Below are 15838 nucleotides of genomic sequence, written 5' to 3'. Positions count from 1 at the left end.
CGGTCACACGTTGGGAACCCCCGTAAATTGGCGCAGGTGAGCATCTCCTGGGCCGACTCGTACGTGGGGCAGTTACGCGCGCTCGCCGGGGACCGGACGCTGATGTTCGTCGGCGCCCGCGCCGTGGTCAGCGACAATGCCGGACGAATCCTGCTGATCCAACGCTCCGACAACGGTCAGTGGGCCATGCCCGCCGGGGCGATGGAGCTGGGCGAGTCGATCGCCGACTGCGCGGTCCGGGAGGTCCGCGAGGAGACCGGACTGCGGGCGCTGCGGGTCTGCGCGTTCGCGCTCTACACCGGCCCGGACCGGACCAGCACCAACATGTACGGGCACACGTACCAGGTCTTCACCACGGCGTTCAAGGTGGAGGAGTGGGACGGGCAGCTGACCCGGACCACCGACGAGACCACCGACGCGGGCTTCTTCCCCCGCGACCGGTTCCCCAGCCCGCTCTCCGCCTCGGTCGCCGAGACCCTGGCCGACCTGGACGTGTTCGAACAGACCAACCGGCTGATCCTCAAGTAGGGCCGCGCCCGGCCCGGCGGGCGAGCACCGGACCGGGCGACCGGCTCACCGCGGGTAGCGGACCCCGGCGAACGCCTCCTGGATCCAGTTCGGGTAGGCGGCGGGCAGCTTGGTGATCTCGTCCAACTCGGTGAGATCCTGCGCGGTCAGCGTGAGATCCGAGGCGGCGATGTTGTCCACCAGCTGCTCGTGCTTGCGGGCACCGACGATCACGCTGGTCACGGCGGGCCGGGTCAGCAGCCAGGCGACCGCCACCCGGGCCGGGCTGACCCCGTGCCGCTCGGCGACGCCCTTGAGGACATCCACCACGTCGAAGCCGCGCTCCCGGTCCAGTGGCGGGAAGTTGGTGTAGCCGGGCTGCGCGCTGCGCGAGCCGCTGTCCGCGACCCCGTTGTCGCGGGTGATCTTGCCGGAGAGGAAGCCGCCAGCGAGCGGGCTCCACACGGTCATGCCGATGCCCTCGTCGAGTGCCATCGGCACCAGCTCACGCTCGACGTCGCGGCCCACCAGCGAGTAGTACGACTGCACCGAGACGAACCTGGCGAGCTTCTCCCGGGCGGAGATGCCGAGCGCCTTGGAGATCTGCCAGGCGGCGAAGTTCGCGCAACCGACGTAGCGGATCTTGCCCTGCCGCACGGCGTCGTCCAGCGCCCGCAGCGTCTCCTCCATCGGCGTGACCTGGTCGAAGTTGTGGATCTGGTACAGGTCGATGTAGTCGGTGCGCAGCCGCCGCAGGCTGTCCTCCAACGCCTGCATGATGTGCAGCCGCGAGGTGCCGACGTCGTTCGGGCCGGGACCCGTCCGGGCGTGCACCTTGGTCGCGAGTACCACGTCACGTCGACGCTTGCCGAGCGCCTGGCCGAGCAACTCCTCGCTCTCACCCTCGCTGTAGGTGTCGGCGGTGTCGACGAAGTTGACACCGGCGTCCAGCGCCGTGTCCACCAGCCGCTGCGCGTCGGACAGCGGCAACGCGCCGAGGCTGCCCCAGACCGGCTGCCCGCTGCCTCCGAAGGTCATCGTGCCGAGCGAGATCTCCGAGACATACACCCCGGTGGTGCCCAGCAGTCGGTACTTCACGTGTGTCGCTCCTCGTGGTGGGTCGGAGGCCGCGATCAGGCACTCCGTGGTCACTATGTCGGACACTGTGTCCGGCAGCGAGCGTACGTCGCCGACCCGACCCCCGGCCACCTAGGATTTCGGGTATGCCCTCGATCACCCGCCGCCGCCCCCGCAATCCCGATGGGCGAGCCGCCGTCGAAGCGCGGGTGCTGGCAGCCACCGAGCGGCTGCTCCAGCAGGGGGTCCGCTTCACCGACCTCGGCGTCCAGCGGATCGCCGCCGAGGCCGGAGTGGCGCGGTCGACCTTCTACACCCACTTCCGGGACAAGAGCGAGCTGCTCATGCGCCTCGCCGGCACCATGCGGGAGACGTCCTTCGACCGGATCCGCGAGTGGGACCCGGGCGGGCCGGGTGACCAGTTCGCGGTGCTCACCGAGGTCTTCGCCGACGTGATCCGCATCTACCGGACGTACGCCCCGGTGCTGGCGGCGATCAGCGAGGTCGCGGCGTACGACGAGGTGGTCCGGGAGTACTGGGCGGCCGGGTTCGAGCAGTTCGTGACGCGTACCGTCGAGGCGCTTCGCGTCGAGCAGCAGGCCGGGCGCACCCCCGCGAGCCTCGACGCGGAGACCGCGAGCCGGCTCATCGTGTACGGCGGTGACCGATTCCTCGCCGACCACGCCAGCGCGACGTCGGCCGACCCCGCCACCGATGCGGCAGCCGCCCGGGAATTGGCTGCCACCTGGTGGTACGGCGCCTACCGCCGCCCCGCCTGACGGTCAGATCATCGTCTGGGACTTGGACTCCATGTCCGCCGCGGCCTCGTCCTTGGACTCGCGGGTCAGCGGCTTGCCACCCGCCGCCGCGGCCTTGCCGCCGAGTGGATCGGCACCGCCGGTGGCACCCTCCGGCCCCGCGCCCCGCAGCGTGTTGTTGGGCAACGCCAGGGTGACCAGCACCGCCACGATCGCGACCACGCCGGCGGTCAGGAAGACCAGGTGCAGCGACTCCACGAACGACCCCTGGATGGCGGCCCGGACCGCGCCGGGCAGCGCCATGATGGTCGCCGGATCGTTGATCGAGATGTTCGTGCCGCCGCTGGCCGCTACCGCCGCCCGCTGCTCCGGCGGCAGCTGGGCGATCGCGCCGGGCAGCCGGTCGGCCAACTCCGAGTTGAGCCGCGACGAGAGCACCGTGCCCAGGATCGCCACACCGAACGAGCCACCCAGCGACCGGAAGAACGTCGCCGAGGACGTACCGGCGCCCAGGTCCCGCACGGTGACCGCGTTCTGCACGGCGAGGATCAGCGACTGCATGCACAGGCCCAGGCCGACGCCGATCACCACCATGAAGAGGAACGCCACCCAGAGCGAGGTGTCCACGTGCAGCCGGGTGAACAGCAGCATGCCCAGCACCAGCGTCGCCGACCCGACCACCGGGAACCACTTGTACCGGCCGATCCGGCTCATCGCCCGCCCGGTGAGGATCGAGGTGACGATGATGCCGGCCATCATCGGCAGCATCAGCAGACCGCTGCGGGTCGGCGAGGCGCCCTTGACGATCTGGAGGTACAGCGGGATGAAGATGATCGACCCGAACATCACCAGACCGAGCACGAAGCCGGCCGAGTTGGCGAGCGCGAACGTGGCGCTGCGGAACAGCCGCAACGGCAGGATGGGTTCGGCGACCCGGGCCTCCTGGAGCACGAACAACACGGCGAGCACGGCACCCGCGACGAAGAGGCCGATGATCAACCCGGAGCTCCACGGGTACTCGTTGCCGCCCCAGCTCAACGCCAGCAGCAGACAGCTCACCCCGGCGACCAGCAGGCCCGCGCCGAGCCAGTCGATCGCGTGGTTGCGGCGCTCGAACGGGATCAGCCGCATCACGTGGTAACAGACCACGATGGCCAGGATCGCCAACGGCACGTTGATGTAGAAGATCCACCGCCAGTCGGTCTCCGCGAAGTAACCACCGACCAGCGGACCGGCCACCGACGAGATCCCGAAGACGGCACCGAACAACCCCTGGTAGCGGCCCCGCTCACGGGGTGAGACGACGTCCGAGATGATGGTGAACGCCAACGTCAACAGACCACCGGCACCCAGGCCCTGGATGCCCCGGGTGACGATCAGCTGGGTCATGTTCTGCGACAGTCCCGCCAGCAGCGACCCGACCAGGAACGTGCCGATCGAGAACAGGAACACCGGACGGCGCCCGTACAGGTCGGCCATCTTGCCGTACAGGGGCGTGGACGCGGTCGAGGCGAGCAGGTACGCGGTGACCACCCACGAGTAGTGGTTGATCCCACCCAGCTCACCGACGATGGTTGGCAGGGCCGTACCGACGATGGTCTGATCGAGCGCGGCCAACAGCATGCCGGTCATCAGGCCGAGCATGAGCAGCCGGATCTGCTGGCGATTCAGCACCGGCGCGGCGGAGGCTTCGGTGGTCATGTGCCCTTCTATCCGGCGAGCCCCAAAACATGCGCGGAACCGGAAAAAAACCCACCCGCCCTCGCTCACTCCCCACAGCCGCTGATCATGAAGTTATTGCCACGACACGCCGTGTCGGATGGCAACAACTTCATGATCAACCGGGCGGGGTCAGGGGGTGGCGAAGGATTTCGTGATCTGGGCGCAGAAGGCGGGGAGGTCGTCGGGATTGCGGCTGCTGATCAGGTTGCCGTCCGTCACGCACTCCTCGTCGACCCAGGTGGCGCCGGCGTTGGTCAGGTCGGTACGCAGGCTGGGCCAGGAGGCGATCCGGCGACCACGCACCACGTCTGCCTCGATCAGGGTCCACGGGCCGTGGCAGATCACCCCGACCGGCTTACCCGCGTCGAAGAACGCCTTCACGAACCGCACCGCGTCCGGGTCACCACGGAGGAAGTCCGGGTTCGCCACCCCGCCGGGCAGCACCAGCGCGTCGTAGCCGCCCGCGTCCGCCTTGTCCGCGGTCACGTCCACGTCGTACGTCCTGGACTTGTCCAGGTGGTTGAAGGACTGGATGGAACCGGGCTTGAGCGAGACCAGCTCGACCGTCGCGCCGGCGTTCTCGACCGCCTCGCGCGGCTGGACGTACTCGACCTCCTCGACGCCGTCGGCGGCCAGGAAGGCGATCCGCTTGCCCTGCAGTGTCGCTGCCATCTCGGTACATCTCCTTTCCAGGGGGTACCACAGTTCCCTTCCCGGCCGTGAAGGCCCGAAACAGGCCCGGTCGGTGCGGAACCACCGAAGGCCGCACGACCAGCGGCGCACCCCCTCGCCGCGCAGGTTTGTCCGCCAGGCCGCTGGGGACCCGGGGAGGCATGGCAGGAGCAGCAGCGGAACAGCGTCGGCTCGCCACCGTCGTGGAGAGCTGGCTCGGACGCCCGGTCCTCGTCGTCGGCGACGCCATGTTGGACGAATGGCGGTTCGCCGAGTCCGACCGACTGTGCCGGGAGGCGCCCGCCCCGGTTCTCACCCTGCGTCGGCGGATCTCCGCCGCCGGCGGGGCCGCGAACACCGCGGTCAACGTCGCCACCCTGGGCGGTCGGGCGGTGCTGGTCGCACCGGTCGGCGCCGACGTCGCCGGGGACGAACTGCACGACTGTCTGGACCGCGCCGGCGTCTGGGACCGTACGGTCAACCAGCCGGGCCGCCCCACCCCGGTGAAGCGGCGGATGCTGGCCGGCAACCAGATCCTGCTCCGCGAAGACTCCGGCGATCCGGACGACGCGCTCGACCCGGACGGCGTGACCCGACTGCTCACCGCCCTGGACTGCGCCACCGAGGAGCTGCGCGCCGCCGCCGGTGGGGAGGCGCCGACCCTGGTGGTCTGCGACTACGGCCTCGGCGCTCTGCCCGCGCCGGTGCGCGCCTGGCTGGTCGAGCAGCGGGAGCGGTACGCCACGATCGCGCTGGACGCCCACGACCTGGCCGACTGGCGGGGTCTCGCGCCGACCGTCGTCACCCCCAGCTTCGCCGAGGCGACCCGGCTGCTGGCCCGCGCCAGCGGTGCGACCCGGCCGACGGCCGGCGCGGCGCTGCACCTGGAACACCCCGACCGTGACCCGGCCGACGGCCCGTCCGAGTTGAGCGTCGGCGCCGCCCCGGGCGGGGCCCGCGCCGACGACGTCACCGCGAGCAGCGGCGACCGCCCCGGTCCGGTCGGTGAGCCCACACCCGGCGAGGGCCGGGTGGCCCTGACCGGTGACGGGCTCAGCGTCACCGGCACCGGCGTCACCGTGAACACCGAGGCCGGAGCGGGCGTCGACCGGGCCGTACTGGCCGAGTCACGCCTGGCCGAACTGCGCGCGCACACCGGGGCCGACGTGGTCGCGGTGACCCTGGACACCGAGGGCGCGGTGGTCGGCGGCGCCGACGGCGAGCCGCGGCGCAGCCACAGCACACCCGTCCCGGCCAGCCACGCCGTGGGCGCCGGAGACGCGTACCTGGCGGCGATGACGTTGGCCCTGGCCGCCGACGCCCCGCTGCCCACCGCCGCCCAGCTCGCCCAGTTGGCGGCCACCATCACGGTGTCCGACACGGGCACCTGCGTGTGCCGGCGCGAGGATCTGCTGACCGCGCTCGACCTGCCCCCGCAGACCACCGGGCACCCGTCGCTGGTCGACGCCGACGAGTTGGAGGCGATCGTCACCGAGCACCGCGAGGCGGGACGGTCAATGGTGTTCACCAACGGCTGCTTCGACGTGCTGCACCGGGGACACGTCCGCTACCTGGAACAGGCCCGTGCCCTGGGCGACCTGCTCATCGTCGCGGTCAACTCGGACGGCAGCGTACGTCGCCTCAAGGGCCCGGACCGGCCGGTCAACCCGGTCGAGGACCGCGGTGCCCTGCTCGCCGCGCTGTCCTGCGTGGACCACGTGGTGGTCTTCGAGGAGGACTCACCGGCCGCGCTCATCGAGGCCGTCCGCCCCGACGTGTACGTCAAGGGCGGCGACTACCCGCCGGAGCTGGTGCCGGAGGCGCCGCTGGTGCGCCGGCTGGGCGGTCAGGTGCGCACCCTGGGGTACGTGCCGGACCGGTCCACGTCCGCCATCATCGACCGGATCCGGTCGCACAGCCAGGACCGGGAACCCGAGCCGGCCCGGGAACCCGACCCGTCGCTGAACACTCGCACCCGGGCGTCGTGAACCGCCCGCTCGACCTCGACACGCCGGAGGGCTTCCGGACCGAGCGGCTGGTCGACGTGCTGATCCCGACCCGCAACCGGCCTGCCGAACTGGCGGTCACCCTCGCCGGGCTCGCCGCCCAGGAAGGGGTGCCCGGCTTCGGGGTGGTGGTCAGCGACCAGTCCGACGGGGAGCCGGCGTACGCGCACCCCGCCGCGGCCACCATGGCTCGGGCGTTGCGCCACCGGGGTCACCCGGTGCTGTTGACCCGACGGCTGCCCCGGCGCGGACTGGCCGAACATCGGGCGTACCTGCTGGCCGCATCGGCCGCCCGGTACGTCCTCAGCCTCGACGACGACATCTGGCTGGAACCGGGGGCGCTGCACCGGCTGGTCACCGCGATCGAGGAGCTGGGCTGCGGGTTCGTCGGCAACGGGGTGCACGGCCTCTCGTACGTCGACGACGTACGACCGGAGACGCACGGGCACTACGAGGAGTGGACCGGTCCGCCCACCCCGGAGCGGATCCGGCCGGGAACCCCGGAGTGGGACCGGGCCCGAATCCACTCGGCGGCCAACCTGCTGCACGTCACCGCGCAGGTGGCGCTGCCGCCCGGCGCGTGGCGGGCGTACAAGGTCTCCTGGATCGGCGGGTGCGTGCTCTACGACCGGGCCAAACTCGTCGACTCCGGCGGTTTCGACTTCTGGCGTCGTGTGCAGGAGAACCATCAGGGCGAGGACGTCGCCGCCCAGCTCGCCGTGCTGGAACGGCACGGCGGGGCGGGCATCCTGCCCAGCGGCGCCTACCACCTGGAGTCCCCCACCACGGTCACCGAGCGGAACGTGGAGGCGTGGGAGGTCGTCCTCGCCGACGAGGACACCCCGCAGCCGGCCTGAGCGCGTCACCGCGTGGCCAGCACCTCCCGGGCGGCTTCCAACACCTCGACCACCGGTACGTCGGTGACGAACGAGTCGCGGTGCGGGCACTCGCCGTCGCCGGGCCGGTGCGGGTAGATGCCCGGGGTGCAGTCCACCCCGCAGACCGGGCAGTGCACCATCCAGGAGCTGATCGGCCGGTGTCGGCCGCGCAGCGGACTCGCCGTGGTGATCAGGTTGCCGACCCAGAAGATGCCTACCGTGGGCGTACCCACCGCGGCGGCCAGGTGCACCGGGCCGGTGTCGTTGGAGACGACAAGTGCGCAGTCGGCGTAGCAACCGACCAGTCCGCCGAGGCTGAGTGTGCCCACCTGCGGCCGGACCGGCACCCCCGCCGCCGCGACGACCCGGTCCACCACCTCCTGCTCGGAGGGCGTACCGGTCACCAGCACCTCGTACCCGTCGCCGTGCAGCGCACGGGCCACCTCGGCGAACCGGTCGGCCGGCCAGCGGCGGCGGGTGTCGGTGGCACCAGGATGCAGCGCCACCCGGGGTCGGTCGGCCGGCCCGAGCACCCGGGCCGCCTCGGCCCGGTCGGCGTCGGTGACGGCCAGCGTCGGCACGATGGTGGTCGCCGGTGCGCCCACCAGCCCCACCACCTCCAGGTAGCGGATCACCTCGTGCTGGTAGTAGACGTAGCGGAGACACCGGTCCAACGGCGGTGCGTCGTCGGCGCGCAGGCCGACGGTCACCCGGGCGCCGAGTCGACTGACCAGCGGATTCGAGTTGGCGCCGCCACCGTGGATCTGCACCGCCACGTCGAAGCCCTCGCCGACGGCGGCGGCCAGGAAATCGTCCATCGACGACTCGGGCTCGCCCGGCTCGGGTGTACGGATGCCGGGCGCGGGCGGCACCACCAGCACCCGGTCCACCGGGCCGGGCCGGTCGCGCCAGAGCTTCGCGTGCCACGGCGCACCGAGCAACACGAGCTCCGCCGAGGGGTACGCGGCACGCAGCGCGTCGAGCGCCGGCAACGCGAACACGAAGTCACCGAGCGCGTTCGCGCGCAGCACGGCGATCCGCTGCACGTCGGGGACGCGCTCGGCCGTCGGGCCGAGCAGGGACGGCGTGGCCACGCAGCCGCTACGGCCGGTCGATCTCGTCGGCGGTGTCCGGGCGGTGCAGCTCCCGGTCCGCGGCGGGATCGGCCGGCATCGGCGTACCCCCGGAGAGGTTGCCGGAGCGCGGCCCGGTGCGGCCGACGGTGATGGTGCGCGGCGCGGGCCGCGTCGCGCGAGGCACCCGGACGCGGAGCAGGCCGTGGTCCATCACCGCGTCGATGCCCTCGGGGTCGACGCGGGACGGCAGGTCGATCCGGTACTCGAAGCCGCGGGTCTCGAAGCCACCCGGGATGCCCTGGTCGGCGTTGACCTCCGCTTCGGAGCGGGCCCGCACGCACAGCTCCCGGTCGTCCAGCTCGACCGCCACCTCCTCCGGCGCCACCCCGGGCAACCGGACGATGACCTCCCAGCCGTCGGAGGTCTCGGTCAACTCGACGTCGGACGACGCGGCCCGGCCACCGACCAGGCGACTCAACTCGGCGCGCAACGACTGCAGCTCACCCATCGGGTCCCAGCCCTGCTGGCGGCCTCGCCACCCCCGGCCGAAACCGCCGCTCTGCTGCTCACTCATCACACCTCTCCGATCCGACTTGGGGCCGTGGTCGGCCGCAGTGAACTGGGCGCGTCCAGACCGGCATCCCGGTCGACGCCCACACCGAGCCGGTCGACGAGCTCGCCGCCGAGCCAGGCGCTGATGCCGAGGATCGCCACCGCGACGACCTCGATCGCGATCAGCGAGCCGCCGGCGCGCGGGAGTCCGCATTGAGCCGGACCGCCCAGACGGCCGCGAAGAGCAGGATCACCGCGACGTTGGCTCCCGCGTGCAGCAGGCCCACCCGTTTGGCGCGGGTGCCGGTCGGGATCGCCAGCAGGTCGAAGGAGCCGGCCGCCGCGGCGAGCAGACCGCCGACCAGACCGACCGTGATGTTCCAGTACGCGACCTCGCCGAGGAAGTCGGGACCGCCGACCGTGTCCACCACGTCGAACAACACCGCGGTGACCAGCAGCGCGACCGGAAACATGACCAGCATCGGATGGACTGGGTGACCCAGCACCTTGAGTCGGCTCTCCACTTCCCGGCCTCCACTGGTCGGCTTCCTTGCGGACGGTTCGTGCGGCGGGCGCGTCGGGTGAGGCCGTACCCCCGGCAACCGAGCACAAACCTCGCGCTGGTCACGGCGGACTAGGCTGACGAATGGTGGTGCCCGCCACCGGCTCAACGGCTGGGGGAGGATCAACGTGACGGTGGAGATCACCTCGCATGAGGAGCTACGCGAGTTGCTCGGGGTGCCGAACGCCCGGGCCGCCAACAAGGAACGCCGCCGCCTGCACGAGCGGGACCGCGACTGGCTCGCCGCTGCGCCGTTCTGCCTGGTGGCGACCGCCGGCGCGGACGGTAGCTGCGACGTCTCACCCAAGGGCGACCCGGCCGGGTTCGCGCTGGTGCTGGACGACACGACCATCGCGTTGCCGGAACGTCCCGGCAACAGGCGGGCCGACGGCTACCGGAACATCCTCGACAACCCGCACGTCGGGCTGCTCTTCCTGATCCCGGGCCGGACCGACACGCTGCGGATCAACGGGCGAGCCCGGCTCGTCCGGGACGCGCCCTGGTTCGACGACATGGTGGTCAAGGGACACCGGCCGGTGCTCGCCGTGGTGGTGGAGATCGAGCAGATCTTCTACCACTGTGCGAAGGCGTTTCTGCGCTCCGCGTTGTGGCAGCCGGAGACCTGGCAGCCGGACGTGCTGCGACCCGGGCCCGACTGGTCAAGGAGGTCGAGGCGGCGGCGGAGAGCCTCGAAGACCTCGAACGGCACTACGGCCCGGAGTACGCGAAGAGCATCTACGTCTGACCGTGTGTCCGGTCAGGCCGACCAGCCCGCCGGTTCCACGTCACCGGGACGCTCTCACTCCGGTACGACCGACACCATCCACAGGTGACCGTCCGGGTCGGCGAAGACGCCCGCGTACCCCCAGGGTTGTGCCGTCGGCTCGGTGACCACCTCGGCACCGGCGGCGCGCGCCCGGCCGATGACCGCGTCCGCCTCCGCGGGTGAGGCGACGCCGAGGCTGAGCACGCACTCGCTCTGCCCACGCGCGGCGACCTCGTGCCGGCCGATCACCCAACCGAAGCCCCCGGTCGGGATCAGCATCAGTCGCAGCCCGTCGTTGACCACGAACTGCAGCGGCTCCGGGAGGCCGTCGTCGGCCAGATCCCCCACGGCGTCCAGGCCGAGACCGTCACGGTAGAAGCGGTACGAGGTCAAACGGTCGGCGATGGGCAGGCTGACAATCACCGGCGCGAACGTCATGGCGTCGTCCTCATCGATCCGTACCAGTACGACACAGCGACTCCCTCTCTCCGGGCGGCCCTCGCGGAGTCACGATAAGGCGTGGCAGCCGGTACCACCGCTCATCCATGCTGTGCGAAGGCGGCGCGGACCGACCACAGCGCACCTGAAGTCACCCGGCTGGGAGGGGTGTCGTCAGGATCGTCCCGACGGCCGGATGGCGAAGCTCAGGCGTCGTGAATTTCCCGTTCCGGTACGGCGTCCAACGGCGACGCTGCCAGCCTTCGGTTGATCCCGCCGTGCTCTAGCGTTGCCGACGTGGACGTTGACGGCTGGCTGGCAGACACCCGCACCTCCTACGACACGGTCGCTGTCAGTTACGCGCATCTGGTACGCGACCTCCTGGCGGCGGCACCGTACGAACGGGCGGCGCTGGCGTTGTTCGCCGAACTCGTGAACGCCACCGGTGGCGGACCGGTCGCGGACGTGGGATGCGGGACGGGGCGCATCACCGCCCACCTGCACACGCTCGGCGTCGACGCCTTCGGAATCGACCTCTCGCCCGGGATGATCGCCGTGGCCCGCCGCGATCACCCTGGCCTGAGGTTCGAGGTGGGCTCCATGACCGATCTCGACCTGGCCGACGGCTCGGTCGCCGGCCTCATCGCCTGGTACTCCCTCATCCACATCCCCGACGACCAACTCGGCGCGGTCCTCGCGCACTTCCGGCGGGTGATACGTCCCGGTGGACCCCTGCTGCTCGGCTTCCACGTGGGCGACGAGACGACACTCAAGACGGACGGCTACGGCGGCCACCCGATGAAGGTGCACGTTCATCGCCGCCAGCCGGCCCGGATGGCGGCCTGGCTGCGTGATAGCGGATTCAGGGTCGAGTCGGAAACGACTCTCACCTCGCCCGAGAGCAGGCTCGGCGCCATCATCTTCGGACGACGCGAGCCCTGATCACCCGTTGTCAACCCTTCATGACCCCTGTTAACCTGAAACTGCGAACGCTGTTAGCAGTAACTCGACGCGAGTGAGGGACCAATGACGGACGACGCACGGCCTGTCTGGGTGCTCGGTGGCGGCGGAGTGACGGGCATCGCCTGGGAGGTGGGCGTCCTCGCCGGACTCGCGGACGAGGGGGTGACCGTTACCGCGGAGGCGGTCATCATCGGCACAAGTTCCGGCGCCGTCGTGGGTGCCCAGATCGCCAGCGGAACCCCGCTTAAACAGCTCTACGAACGGCAGCGCGGAGGCGTGGCTCACGAAACCGCTGCGGCACTGGGCTTCCTCGACCTCCTGCGCCTCGCGCGAGCGCAACTGTTCGCCCGGAGCCCCGAGCAGGCCGCTCGCCGCCTCGGCCGCCTCGCACTGGCCACGCGTACCCCCGACCCGTCGCGGCAGCGCCGGACAGCGGAAGCCCGCCTGCCGGACCACACGTGGAAGGACGCCGACCTGCGCATCGTCGTGGTCGACGCGGAGTCGGGCAGCAGCCGTGTCATCACACGCCACGACGGTGTCTCCCTCGTGGACGCGGTCGCCGCGAGCTGCGCCATGCCGCTCTCCACCGCCCCGGTGACCTTCGACGGTCGCTCGTACATGGACGGGGGTATGCGATCGACCCTCAACCTCGATCTCGCGCCCGGCACCGGTCCGGTGGTCGCCCTCGCCCCCAGCACCGCCGCCATCGGACCCTGGGCGCGCATCGCGAAGCAACGGGTCGCACTGGGCCGGGATCGCCGGGTCGAGGTCCTCCTGCGGGACGCAGCCTCCAAGCGCGCGCAGGGAACGAACGTGATGGACAGCTCCGTCGTGCCCGCGCTCGTGGCCGCCGCCCGAGACCAGGGTCGACGCGAGGCGTCACGCGTGGCGGCGGCACTCTCGACGACCAGCCACTCCTAGGCTGCCCGGCCACCGGCCGGGACCAGGATCGATAAAAGAAGTGCCTCATGCCTTTCGTCGCCAGTGCCGTGCGCCTGGCGGCCCGGCCTGTTCTCCGACGACGCCGCAGGCGACGTGCGCGACGAATTCCGCGGTCTTGCTCATTGCGCAGCTCAGGACGTTCGACCCTTCTTGCTTTTCCGTCCGCTGACGGTGATATCTCCACGCTTTGGCCTGCAACGGGGAGGAAGACCACATGCGCTGGAAAGTCCCGGCCGGCGCCCTAATGGCGCTGGCCTTTTTGATTCCGGCGGCACCGGCGGTGGCTCACGTTGAATCGCCCGGGCTGAACGAGGGCATTCCTCAAGACGGACCTGCAGAACGCCTGGTCGACGGATCTGCGGATCAACGTGGTCCGGACGTTGACGGGCGCTGGCGCCAATGTGAAGGCGGCCGCGCAAAAGGTGCTCGACGAGGGGGCCGTCGATGCCTACCTGGCTTACCTGAACAACGGCCTGTACGCCGCACGTGCGCTCGATTGCGCGTCTCAGCCCACAGCGACACCGACGACTCAGCCCACTGCCACGCCCAGCGCCACGGCGACCGCTGCACCGGCCCCTACTACCTCCGCCAGCCTGGGCGCTCCCGGCGGCGACGGCGGTGGGCTGGCCGTGACCGGTGCCGACACCGCGACCGTGGCCGGCATCGGCGGTGCGCTTCTGCTCCTCGGCGGCGCGGGCTACCTGATCGGACGCCGACGCCGTTCCCGCTTCGTGGCATAGCTCATCTGACGTTGGACAAAGCGTCCGCGGCGCGCAGTGCGGACCATCTGCGGACCGGCACCACCGACGGGCGGTGCGATCGACCTCGGGAAACGGCGAAGCCCAGGCCAATGACCTGGGCTTCCGTGCCGAGCCGCCTGACGGAATCGAACCGTCGACCTACGCATTACGAGTGCGTCGCTCTAGCCGACTGAGCTAAGGCGGCAACGATCAGTAAGTGTACGGCACCACCCACCTGCCGACCGAACGGGATACCCCTCCCCGGCCGGCACGACCAACCGGACATCGGCCGCCATCTGGCCGCTTACTGGACAGCGGATGATCGGGCTCGGTACTACGCTGCGGCGGGTGAGCGACGAACGCGACCACCCCGAGCGCCAGGACCGTCCCGACGGTGCGCCGGACAGTGAGCGGGCCGCCCGACGGCCACGCAGCACCGATCCGCTGGAGTTGGGCTTCACGCCGCGCAAGCCGGTGCCGTGGCTGGCGCCGTTCCTGTTGATCAGCACCGGCATCCGGACGCTGTTGGCAGTGCTCTTCGGTGCGTACCTGGACAAGCGGGAGTTGCAGAACGCGTTCGGCGACGGCATCTTCCGCCAGGTCGGGCCGGACGGCGGGCTGTGGCTCGACTACGTGGCCGACTTGGGCGACGGCTTCAACGCCACCTACTCGGTGGCGTACCTGCTGGCACAGCCGGAGTTGACCGTGGACGGGCACCCGCTGCCCCGGGCGCAGACCCTGGTGATGGGCGGCGACCAGGTGTACCCGTCGGCGGCCTACGAGGAATACGAGAACCGGTGCAAGGGCCCCTACCAGGCGGCGCTTCCGGTGACGCCACCCGCGCGGCCGACCCTGTTCGCGGTGCCCGGCAACCACGACTGGTACGACGGTCTGACGGCGTTCCTGCGGCTGTTCGTCCGCTCCCGGGACCGCAACTTCGCCGGCTGGGGCACCGGGCAGTCACGGTCCTACTTCGCGGTGGAACTGCCGGCCGGCTGGTGGCTGCTCGGCGTGGACGACCAGTCCGGCTCGTACCTGGACGACCCGCAGCTGGTCTACTTCGACGAGGTGGCCCGCCGGCTCGGCCCCGAGTCAAAGGTGATCATCGCGGCGCCGGCGCGACCTGGGTGAAGGCGGCGGACAGCCCGACGGCGTACGACTCGATCGACTACTTCATTCGGACGATCATCGACCCGACGGGCGCGCAGGTCCGGCTGCTGCTCTCGGGCGACCTGCACCACTATGCCCGCTACGCCGGTGCGGACCGGCAGTTGATCACCTGTGGCGGCGGCGGGGCCTACCTCTACCCCACGCACAAGCTGCCCGAGCGCATCGAGGTGCCGCCACAGGACACCCCGACCCGGCGGGCCAGCCGCACCCAGCGATACGACCTGGCGGCCCGCTACCCGGACGCGGCACGTTCCCGCCGCTACGGCTGGGGCATCTTCGGCCGACTGCCGTACCGCAACCCCGGCTTCGCCACACTGCTCGGCACCCTGCACACCCTGCTGATGCTGGCCATGGCGGGCGCGACCGCGAACTGGGCCGACAGCACCGACCAGCGGCTGTTCACCGTTCCGCTGGTGCTGATGGTGCTCGTGACGGTGCTGGCGGCGGCCCTGTTCGCCAAGCCGCCCAGCGCGAGCGGGAAGCGGCACGCGCGGCACTGGATACTCGGCGTCGGTCACGGCGTGGCACATGTGGCGTTGGCTGCCGGCGGCACCTGGGTCTGGTTGGCGCTGCCGTTCTACGACTGGCCGTGGCCGCTGCCGGCGGTCGCCGCGGCGGTGCTCTACGGCCCGGTGATCGGGCTGGCCGCCAGCCTGTTGGTGGCGGCATACCTGCTGGTGGCGGGCTCGTTCGGGGTGAACGTCAACGAACTCTTCGCTGGTCAGGGCATTGAGGACTCCAAGGCGTTCCTGCGGCTGCGCATCGACCCGGACGGGACGCTGACCATCTACCCGATCGCGGTGGACCGAGTCTCCCGAGACTGGCAGATCAACCCCGACCAGTCCCCCACCGCAAGCTGGCTGACCCCCAAGACGCCCCTGACCCCCCACCTAGCCGAACCCCCCGTAGTCCTCCCCTAACTCACCCTCGTTGATCATGAAGTTATTGCCACGACACGCCGAGCGAGCGGGCAATAACTTATGATCGACCGGCGTGCCGGCGTGGCGGG

The 15838-nt window shown here is 70.9% G+C and carries 13 protein-coding genes, 1 tRNA gene and 3 pseudogenes; 9 read left to right on the top strand and 8 right to left on the bottom strand.

The window, feature by feature from the left end; all coding sequences use genetic code 11:
* The first annotated feature begins 36 nt into the window (after window positions 1–36).
* A complete protein-coding gene (locus JNW91_RS10375) occupies window positions 37–528 on the top strand; it encodes an NUDIX domain-containing protein (protein WP_203174666.1) in 492 nt (163 codons plus the stop codon).
* Window positions 529–573: 45 nt separating this feature from the next.
* Here the strand turns inward: JNW91_RS10375 and JNW91_RS10370 are convergent, their stop codons facing one another.
* Window positions 574–1605: an aldo/keto reductase gene (locus JNW91_RS10370; protein WP_203174665.1), complete on the bottom strand. Its 1032-nt coding sequence runs from the start codon at window positions 1603–1605 to the stop codon at window positions 574–576.
* Between the two features lie 125 nt (window positions 1606–1730).
* Here JNW91_RS10370 and JNW91_RS10365 point away from each other — a divergent pair, with 125 nt between their 5' ends.
* On the top strand, window positions 1731–2363 hold the full coding sequence (locus tag JNW91_RS10365) for a TetR/AcrR family transcriptional regulator (RefSeq protein ID WP_203174664.1): 633 nt from the start codon (window positions 1731–1733) through the stop codon (window positions 2361–2363).
* A gap of 3 nt (window positions 2364–2366) precedes the next feature.
* On the opposite strand, the gene JNW91_RS10360 is transcribed toward JNW91_RS10365, so the two are convergent.
* The gene (locus JNW91_RS10360; RefSeq protein ID WP_203174663.1) at window positions 2367–4043 is read right to left on the bottom strand and encodes an MDR family MFS transporter; all 1677 of its coding nucleotides are present in this window, start codon (window positions 4041–4043) and stop codon (window positions 2367–2369) included.
* A 150-nt stretch (window positions 4044–4193) separates the two neighbouring features.
* The gene (locus tag JNW91_RS10355) at window positions 4194–4736 is read right to left on the bottom strand and encodes a type 1 glutamine amidotransferase domain-containing protein (RefSeq protein WP_203174662.1); all 543 of its coding nucleotides are present in this window, start codon (window positions 4734–4736) and stop codon (window positions 4194–4196) included.
* 161 nt (window positions 4737–4897) lie between these two features.
* Here JNW91_RS10355 and rfaE2 point away from each other — a divergent pair, with 161 nt between their 5' ends.
* Both rfaE2 and JNW91_RS10345 read left to right on the top strand, forming a co-directional pair.
* Window positions 4898–6724 carry a D-glycero-beta-D-manno-heptose 1-phosphate adenylyltransferase gene (gene rfaE2 / locus JNW91_RS10350; RefSeq protein ID WP_203174661.1) on the top strand — a complete coding sequence of 609 codons (1827 nt, stop codon included), beginning with the start codon at window positions 4898–4900 and terminating at the stop codon, window positions 6722–6724.
* A complete protein-coding gene (locus JNW91_RS10345) occupies window positions 6721–7599 on the top strand; it encodes a glycosyltransferase (protein ID WP_203174660.1) in 879 nt (292 codons plus the stop codon). The genes rfaE2 and JNW91_RS10345 overlap by 4 nt, the downstream gene beginning before the upstream one ends.
* Window positions 7600–7604: 5 nt before the next feature.
* Here JNW91_RS10345 and JNW91_RS10340 read toward each other — a convergent pair whose 3' ends face one another.
* The 3 genes and pseudogenes from JNW91_RS10340 to JNW91_RS10330 form a co-directional block, all read right to left on the bottom strand.
* Window positions 7605–8714 (bottom strand): glycosyltransferase family 9 protein, encoded by a 1110-nt coding sequence (locus tag JNW91_RS10340; protein ID WP_203174659.1) that lies wholly within the window; start codon window positions 8712–8714, stop codon window positions 7605–7607.
* Between the two features lie 7 nt (window positions 8715–8721).
* Window positions 8722–9270, bottom strand: coding sequence for an Hsp20/alpha crystallin family protein (locus JNW91_RS10335; RefSeq protein WP_203174658.1), 549 nt, complete (start codon window positions 9268–9270; stop codon window positions 8722–8724).
* Window positions 9270–9772 (bottom strand): annotated as a pseudogene (locus JNW91_RS10330) (DUF2231 domain-containing protein). The gene JNW91_RS10335 and the pseudogene JNW91_RS10330 overlap by 1 nt, the downstream one beginning before the upstream one ends.
* A 166-nt stretch (window positions 9773–9938) precedes the next feature.
* Here JNW91_RS10330 and JNW91_RS10325 point away from each other — a divergent pair.
* Window positions 9939–10555, top strand: a pseudogene (locus JNW91_RS10325) (pyridoxamine 5'-phosphate oxidase family protein).
* Window positions 10556–10609: 54 nt separating this feature from the next.
* On the opposite strand, the gene JNW91_RS10320 reads toward JNW91_RS10325, so the two are convergent.
* On the bottom strand, window positions 10610–11014 hold the full coding sequence (locus tag JNW91_RS10320) for a VOC family protein (protein WP_203174657.1): 405 nt from the start codon (window positions 11012–11014) through the stop codon (window positions 10610–10612).
* A 297-nt stretch (window positions 11015–11311) separates the two neighbouring features.
* Here JNW91_RS10320 and JNW91_RS10315 point away from each other — a divergent pair, with 297 nt between their 5' ends.
* From JNW91_RS10315 to JNW91_RS10305, 3 genes are all read left to right on the top strand, one after another.
* A complete protein-coding gene (locus JNW91_RS10315; RefSeq protein WP_203174656.1) occupies window positions 11312–11956 on the top strand; it encodes a class I SAM-dependent DNA methyltransferase in 645 nt (214 codons plus the stop codon).
* 84 nt (window positions 11957–12040) lie between these two features.
* Complete coding sequence (locus JNW91_RS10310; protein WP_203174655.1) at window positions 12041–12898, top strand: patatin-like phospholipase family protein; 858 nt, start codon at window positions 12041–12043, stop codon at window positions 12896–12898.
* Window positions 12899–13287: 389 nt separating this feature from the next.
* On the top strand, window positions 13288–13659 hold the full coding sequence (locus tag JNW91_RS10305; protein WP_407664304.1) for an LPXTG cell wall anchor domain-containing protein: 372 nt from the start codon (window positions 13288–13290) through the stop codon (window positions 13657–13659).
* 131 nt (window positions 13660–13790) lie between these two features.
* Here JNW91_RS10305 and JNW91_RS10300 read toward each other — a convergent pair.
* A tRNA-Thr gene (locus JNW91_RS10300) sits at window positions 13791–13864 on the bottom strand.
* A 4-nt stretch (window positions 13865–13868) separates the two neighbouring features.
* Here JNW91_RS10300 and JNW91_RS10295 point away from each other — a divergent pair.
* Window positions 13869–15749, top strand: a pseudogene (locus JNW91_RS10295) (metallophosphoesterase family protein).
* Window positions 15750–15838: the final 89 nt, after the last annotated feature.

The sequence above is a fragment of the Micromonospora parastrephiae genome, from assembly GCF_016802865.1.
Lineage (GTDB): Bacteria > Actinomycetota > Actinomycetes > Mycobacteriales > Micromonosporaceae > Micromonospora > Micromonospora parastrephiae.
The sequence above is the reverse complement of the archived record's forward strand: the minus strand, read 5'-3'. Positions and strand labels throughout refer to the sequence as shown.